This window comes from Luteibacter sp. (genome assembly GCF_051958795.1).
Taxonomy (GTDB): Bacteria; Pseudomonadota; Gammaproteobacteria; order Xanthomonadales; family Rhodanobacteraceae; genus Luteibacter.
The window spans coordinates 1-7,088 of the sequence record NZ_JBQCFT010000378.1 but is presented as its reverse complement, the minus strand read 5'-3'; the positions used below and the strand labels follow the sequence as shown (position 1 = coordinate 7,088).

5 protein-coding genes are annotated in these 7,088 nt (G+C 66.2%); all 5 read right to left on the bottom strand.

Translation table 11 applies throughout. From position 1 onward, the window contains the following. Positions 1–143 precede the first annotated feature (143 nt). Positions 144–2,222: a prolyl oligopeptidase family serine peptidase gene (locus tag ACTHLF_RS20210; protein WP_440329867.1), complete on the bottom strand. Its 2,079-nt coding sequence runs from the start codon at positions 2,220–2,222 to the stop codon at positions 144–146. Positions 2,223–2,483: 261 nt separating this feature from the next. Then, positions 2,484–4,532 carry a sodium-translocating pyrophosphatase gene (locus ACTHLF_RS20205; RefSeq protein WP_440329865.1) on the bottom strand — a complete coding sequence of 683 codons (2,049 nt, stop codon included), beginning with the start codon at positions 4,530–4,532 and terminating at the stop codon, positions 2,484–2,486. Positions 4,533–4,742: 210 nt separating this feature from the next. Further along, positions 4,743–5,129, bottom strand: coding sequence for an RcnB family protein (locus tag ACTHLF_RS20200; protein WP_440329863.1), 387 nt, complete (start codon positions 5,127–5,129; stop codon positions 4,743–4,745). A gap of 15 nt (positions 5,130–5,144) precedes the next feature. Next, positions 5,145–5,585, bottom strand: a complete 441-nt coding sequence (locus ACTHLF_RS20195; protein WP_440329861.1) for an RcnB family protein — start codon at positions 5,583–5,585, stop codon at positions 5,145–5,147. 139 nt (positions 5,586–5,724) lie between these two features. After that, entirely contained in the window at positions 5,725–7,011 is a 1,287-nt protein-coding gene (locus ACTHLF_RS20190; RefSeq protein ID WP_440329859.1) for an amidohydrolase family protein, read from the bottom strand. Between the last annotated feature and the right edge of the window lie 77 nt (positions 7,012–7,088).

Genomic DNA, 7,088 nt, shown 5'->3' with positions numbered 1-7,088 from the left:
GGCCCGCGGGGGCGGGGCGGGCGCCGCCCGGCGCACACGGGTGGCGGGGGGCGGGGTGGGGGTTGGGGGGGCGACCCACCCCCCCCCCCGCCCGCCCCCCCGCTCCCACAGGTTCGACGCATTTTTAGCGTTCGTTCAATGGGTTATTTGAGGTGTTCCCAAAGGTACGTGTAGGCCAGCGCGCTCATGAAGGCGGCCTGCTTGTTGTCCGCTGCGGCGCCGTGGCCGCCCTCGATGTTCTCGTAGAAGCTGGCATCGAAGCCCATGGCCTGCATGCGGGCGGCCATCTTGCGGGCGTGCACCGGGCCCACGCGGTCATCCCGGGTGGAGGTGGTGAACAGCACCGCCGGGTAATGCGCGCCCTTGTGCAGGTTGTGGTACGGCGAGAACTTCTGGATGTACTTCCATTCCTCCGGCTTGTCCGGGTCGCCGTACTCGGCCATCCACGAGGCGCCAGCCGACATGTGCGGGTAGCGCTTCATGTCCAGCAGGGCCACCTGGCTCACCACCGCGCCGTACAGCTGCGGGTACTGGGTCAGCATGTTGCCGGCAAGGAGGCCGCCATTGCTGCCGCCCATCATGCCCATGTGCTTCGGCGTGGTGATTTTGCGGTCGATCAGGTCCTGCGACACCGCCGCGAAATCCTCATAGGCGCGCGGGCGGTTGGCCTTCAGCGCCGCCTGGTGCCAACGCGGGCCGTATTCGCCGCCACCGCGGATGTTGGCGACCACGTACACGCCGCCCTTCTCGAGCCATGCGCGGCCCGGGCCGGCCAGGTAAGCCGGCTGCAGCGCGATCTCGAAGCCGCCGTAACCGTAGACGAGCGTCGGGTTGTTGCCGTCCGCCTTCATGGCCTTCGGCGCGATTTCGAAGTAGGGCACCTTGGTGCCGTCCTTCGAGGTGGCGAAGTGCTGGGTGACCTCGAATTTCGATGCATCGAAGAACGTGGGCGTGTGCTTCAGCGCTTCCTGGCCGCTCTTGCCGAGCACGCCGTAGTAAAGCGTCGGCGGCTGGAGGAAGCCGGATACCGAGAGGAAGTAATCGTCGCCTTCATCCGCATCGATGCCGGTCGCCGTCATCGTGCTCAGCGCAGGCGCGCCGCCCAGCGATTCGCTCTTCCACGGTCCCTGCGCTGCGGGCGTCAGCACCTGGATCTCGCTGGCCACGTCACGCATCAGGTTCAGGATGAGGTGGTTCTTCGTCCACGAATGGTTGGCCAGCGAGGTGTGCTGGTCGGGGGTGAACAGCACGGTGATATCGCGCTTGCCCGCCATGAAATCGTCGAACTTCGTCACCAGCAGCGAGCCGGAGGGGTACGTCGTGCCGCCCACCTTCCAGTCGGTGCGCGGCTCGATCAGCATCCACTCGCGCTCGACGTCGGTTTCCGCGTCGTTCGGGACGTCGATCTTGGTCAGCTTGCCGTCCTTGCCGCGCACGAACGTCTCGCTGCTGTAGAACTCCAGCGCGCGCATCACGAACTCGCGCTCGAAGCCCGGCGTGAGGTCACGGTAGCCGCTGATCGACATATCCGTCTTCTTGCCTTCGTACACCGTGGTGGCGGAGGCGAGCGGCGTACCGCGCTTCCACTCCTTCACGATGCGCGGGTAGCTCGAGTCGGTCATCGAGCCCGGGCCGAAATCGGTGGCCACGAACAGGTGGTCCTTGTCGATCCAGCTCACCTGGCTCTTCGCTTCCGGCAGGCTGAAGCCATCCTTCACGAAGGCCTTGGTCGAGAGATCGAACTCACGGATGACATCGGCATCCGCGCCGCCGCGCGATAGCGAGATCAGGCAGAAGCGATCTTCCGGCTTCAGGCACTGCACGCCGTGCCATACCCAGTTTTCCTTCTCGGCGGCGGAGAGCGCGTCGACGTCGATCACCGTTTCCCACGCCGGCTTGTCCTTGCGATACTCGGCCAGGGTCGTCCGGCGCCACAGGCCCTTCGGGTGGGCCTTGTCACGCCACAGGTTGTAGAAGTGGTCGCCGATCTTGTTGACCATCGGGATCTTGGCGTCGGAATCCAGCATCTCGAGGATGCGGGCATCCAGGGTCTTGAACGATTCCGAGTCGGCGTACTTCGACACCGTCTTCGCGTTCTCGTCCTTCACCCATGCCAGCGGCTTCGCGCCGTCGATGTCATCGAGCCAGAGGTTTTCGTCATCGCCAGCGGCTTGTGCGGCCGGGGCGGCGGGAGTCTTGGTGGGTTCGTGTGCCTGGGTCATGCCACTGAAAGTAAGGGCGATGGCCAGCGCAATCCAGCGTTGGTGCATGGGAAGGTGGTCCTTGGGTCAGCTAAACCTGCTCCCCGGGACCATAGCGCAGGCGGGGTGCCCACCGGCCCATGACCTTTTACCTATGGGCCATCCCCGACGAATGCCCGGACGAAGTAGGAGCCCACCCTGTGGGCGACATCTTTCGCGATAGGGCTACAAGCCCTGTTCCGCTTCCGCGAAAGGCGTCGCCCACAAGGTGGGCTCCTACGGTTACAGCAACGGGATAAGCAGCAAAGCCACGATATTGATGATCTTGATCAACGGGTTCACCGCCGGCCCGGCGGTGTCCTTGTACGGATCGCCGACCGTATCGCCCGTGACCGCGGCCTTGTGCGCATCCGAGCCCTTGCCACCGAAGTTGCCATCCTCGATGTCCTTCTTGGCGTTATCCCATGCGCCACCGCCGGTGGTCATCGAAATGGCGACGAACAGGCCGGTGACGATGGTGCCGATCAGCACGCCGCCCAGCGCCTGCGCCCCGGCCTCCGGGCCGCCGAGCCACTTGAAGCCGAAGATCACCACCACCGGTACCAGGACCGGCAGCAGGGAAGGCACCAGCATCTCGCGGATGGCCGAGCGGGTGAGCAGGTCCACCGCGCGCGAGTAGTCCGGCTTGGTGGTGCCCTCCATGATCCCGGCGATCTCACGGAACTGCCGGCGCACCTCCTCGACCACCGCGCCGGCCGCGCGGCCCACCGCTTCCATCGCCATGGCGGCGAACAGGTACGGGATCAGGCCGCCGATCAGCAGGCCGATGATCACGTAGTGGTTGGAGAGGTCGAAGCGGATATCCGCGCCGCCGAAGTGCAGGTTGAGGTTGTGCGTGTAGTCGGCGACCAGCACCAGCGCGGCCAGGCCGGCCGAACCGATGGCGTAGCCCTTGGTCACCGCCTTCGTGGTGTTACCCACGGCATCGAGCGGATCCGTGACGCCGCGTACCTCGGCCGGCAGTTCCGCCATTTCGGCGATGCCACCGGCGTTGTCGGTCACCGGGCCATACGCATCCAGGGCGACGACCATGCCAGTCATGCTGAGCATCGCCGTGGCGCTGATCGCGATGCCGTAGAGGCCGGCCAGTGCGAACGAACCCCAGATGGCCGCGCAGACCGCCAGCACCGGAAGCGCGGTCGATTTCATCGACACGCCCAGGCCGGCGATGATGTTGGTCGCGTGGCCCGTGGTGGACGATTGCGCCACGTGGCGCACCGGCTTGTACTCGGTCGCCGTGTAGTACTCGGTGATCACCACCATGGCGCCGGTGAGCACCAGGCCGATGAGTGCGCAACCGTAGAGGCGGCCCGTGCCGAAGGCGCTATCCGCCATCAGCTGCTGGGTGATCGGCCAGAACGCGATCGCGGCGAGCAGAGCGGAGACGAACACGCCGGCGTACAGCGCGTTCATGATCTTGCCGCCGCGGGTCTTCACGAAGAACGTGCCGATGACCGAGGCGACGATCGATGCACCGCCCAGCACCAGCGGGTAAAGGATGCCGTACGGGCCGACTTCGGTGGCGAGCACGCCGCCAAGCAGCATGGTGGCGATGAGCGTCACCGCGTATGTCTCGAACAGGTCGGCGGCCATGCCGGCACAGTCGCCGACATTGTCGCCCACGTTATCGGCGATCACGGCCGGGTTGCGCGGGTCGTCCTCGGGGATGCCGGCTTCCACCTTGCCCACCAGGTCGGCGCCCACGTCGGCGCCCTTGGTGAAGATGCCACCGCCCAGGCGGGCGAAGATCGAGATAAGCGAGGATCCGAAGGCCAGGCCGATCAACGCGTGCAGCACGTGCCCGCGTTCATAGCCCAGGTGGGTGAGGATGCCGTAGTAGCCGGCGACGCCGAGCAGGCCCAGGCCCACCACCAGCATGCCGGTGACCGCGCCACCGCGGAACGCCACGGCCAGGGCAGAAGAAAGGCCGCTCCTGGCGGCCTCGGCGGTACGCACGTTGGCACGAACCGAAACGTTCATGCCGATGTAGCCGGCCGCTCCCGAGAGCACCGCCCCCAGCGCGAAGCCGATGGCGGTTCCCCAGTCGAGGAAGATGCCTATCAAAAGGAAAAGGACGATGCCAACAACACCGATGGTGGCGTACTGGCGGTTGAGGTAGGCACGCGCGCCTTCCTGGATGGCGGCGGCAATCGCCTGCATTCGTTCATTGCCCGGCGAACGTGCCAGGACCCAGCTGACCGAAAACGCGCCGTACAGAATCGCCACGACCGCACATCCCAGCGCGATCCATAAACCGTACTGTTGCAGCATCGAAGCCTCCCCGAATTGTGGGAGCCCATGCAGGGCCCGGCCCGAGTATAGGCAGGGGAGGCCGTGAAACATGTTGTGCGCTGCGGAATCGCTAAAAACGATGTGGGACAAATGAGTGTGGGAGCGCGCTTTCGCGCGAAGGGGCTTGCGGCAGGCACCCATCGCGTGCAAGCACGCTCCCACGACAGCACACTACAGCGGGGGTGGTGCTTAGTTCTGCAGCACGATATCGGCAATGATGCCGGTGGCGACGGCGACGAGCAGGAACTGGCCGTCGTTATCGTCGCGCACCCAGTGGTAACCGCGCGGCGGTTCGCGCAGGCGGCGGCCGCGCCAGTCGTCGACCACGATCACGCGGCCGTCGTAACGGTGGCCGCGCTCCCAGTGGTGGCTGGCGTAGTGCGGCGGCGGCGGACGATGGTCGTCGTGCCAGTCGCGGCGGTCGTCGTGGTGGTCGTCATGCCAGTCGCGGTGGTCGCGATCATCATGATGGTCGCGATCGTCGTGGTGCGGCGGGGGCGGCGGATCCCAGGCGAAGGCCGGGGCGATGCTGCCGGCGGCGACGAGGCAGAAGGCAAGTTTGCCGAGCATCTTCATAAGGGTTTCCTCCGCTTAGCGGGTGGCGATGTCGAGGATGACGCCGGTCGCGACGGCGACCAGCAGGAAATCGTTGTTCTCACGGACCCAGTGGTAGCCGCGCGGCGGCGGGCGCAGGCGGTAGCTGCCGTAGTCGTACACCACCACGTTGCGGCCGTAGTACCGGTGGCCGCGCTCCCAATGGCCGTAATAGCGCGGCGGCGGGGGCGGCGGCGGGCGGTGGTAGTACGCCGGGCCGTGGTAGTAGCCACCGTGGCCGTAGTAACGCGGCGGCGGCGGGGGCGGGCGGTGGCCGTGCCAGCCGTTGTCGTGGTGCCAGTCGCCCCGGCCGCGGTTGTCGTAACCATGGCGGTCGCGATCATGGCCACGGTCGTGGTCGTGATCCGGCGCGGCCACGGCGGCCGTGGTAGCGGCAAGCGCCAGGGCGGCGAGGGCGGTACGCAGCATCGTTTTCATCACGGCTTTCTCTCAGGTGACGATCCGCAGGTGGGACCGACGATTCGCATCCTAGGAATGGAAACCTGAACGGAAGAACGTGGTTTTTGAAAGCCCCGCGAAAGCATTAAGTAACGCGACAGCTATTGAACCGGTGCGTTCAGTAAATCGAGCCGGGGCGGAACTCAAGTGTCAGATTTGACGGGCTTTCCGGGAGGAAGAGCTCGGTGCGCCGTTCAGGTGTGCGGGCCAGGATCCTGCCCTCGCGGACCACGAGCAGTCGGGTGGCCTTCAGCCGGATCGCCTCGTAGGTATCGCCTGCCTGCAGCAGGACGAAGTCGGCGCGGTTACCCGGCGCGATGCCGTAGCCTTCCAGGCCCAGCACGCGTGCTGCATTCGCCGTGACGGCGTCGAAGCAATGCGCCACCCCGGCGGTCGAGGTCATCTGCGCCACGTGCATGCCCATGTGCGCGACTTCGAGCATGTCGCCCGAGCCCATGCCGTACCACGGGTCCATCACGCAATCGTGGCCGAAGGCGACCTTCACGCCCGCGGCCAGCAGTTCCGGCACCCGGGTCATGCCGCGACGCTTCGGGTAGGTGTCGTGGCGGCCTTGCAGGGTGATGTTGATCAGCGGGTTCGCGATCGCGTGCACGCCCGCTTCCGCGATCAGCGGCAGCAGCTTCGAGACGTAGTAGTTATCCATCGAATGCATCGAGGTCAGGTGCGAGCCGGTGACACGGCCCTGCAGGCCCGTGCGGATCGTCTCCGCCGCCAGCGTCTCGATGTGCCGCGACCACGGGTCATCGGATTCGTCGCAATGCATGTCGACGCGGAGGCCACGCTCGGCGGCGAGCTCGCACAGCCAGCGAACGGACTCCGCACCGTCCGCCATCGTGCGTTCGAAATGCGGGATGCCGCCGACCACATCGACGCCCATGTCGAGCGCGCGAACGAGGTTCGCCTTTGCCGTCTTCGAGCGGAGCAGGCCATCCTGCGGGAAGGCCACCAGTTCCAGGTGCAGGTAGGGCGCGACCTTGCGCTTGACCTCGAGCAGGGCCTCGGTGGCGAGCAGGCGGTCGTCGCAGATATCCACGTGGCTGCGGATTGCCAGCAGGCCCTGGGCCACGGCCATGTCGCAATAGGCCAGCGCGCGCTTTACCAGGGCATCGATCGTCAGGTCGGGCTTCAGTTCGCCCCACAGCGCAATGCCCTCAAGCAAGGTGCCCGAGGCATTGAGCCGCGGCAGGCCGAGCGAAAGCGTGGCATCCATATGGAAATGCGGATCCACGAACGGCGGCGCCACCAGACGGCCTTGCGCATCGATCTCCTCCACGCCCTTCGCAGGCAGCGCCGGCTGCACCGCCGCGAACCGCCCACCTTCGATACCGATATCGACATCCCGGCGACCGTCGGGAAGGGTGGCGTGGCGAATGATCAGGTCCATGGCGAGCTCCGGCTATCGATCCCCATGATAAGGCAGGGGGCCTTCACGCGGCCCAGGGCCGAAAAAGGCACCATAGG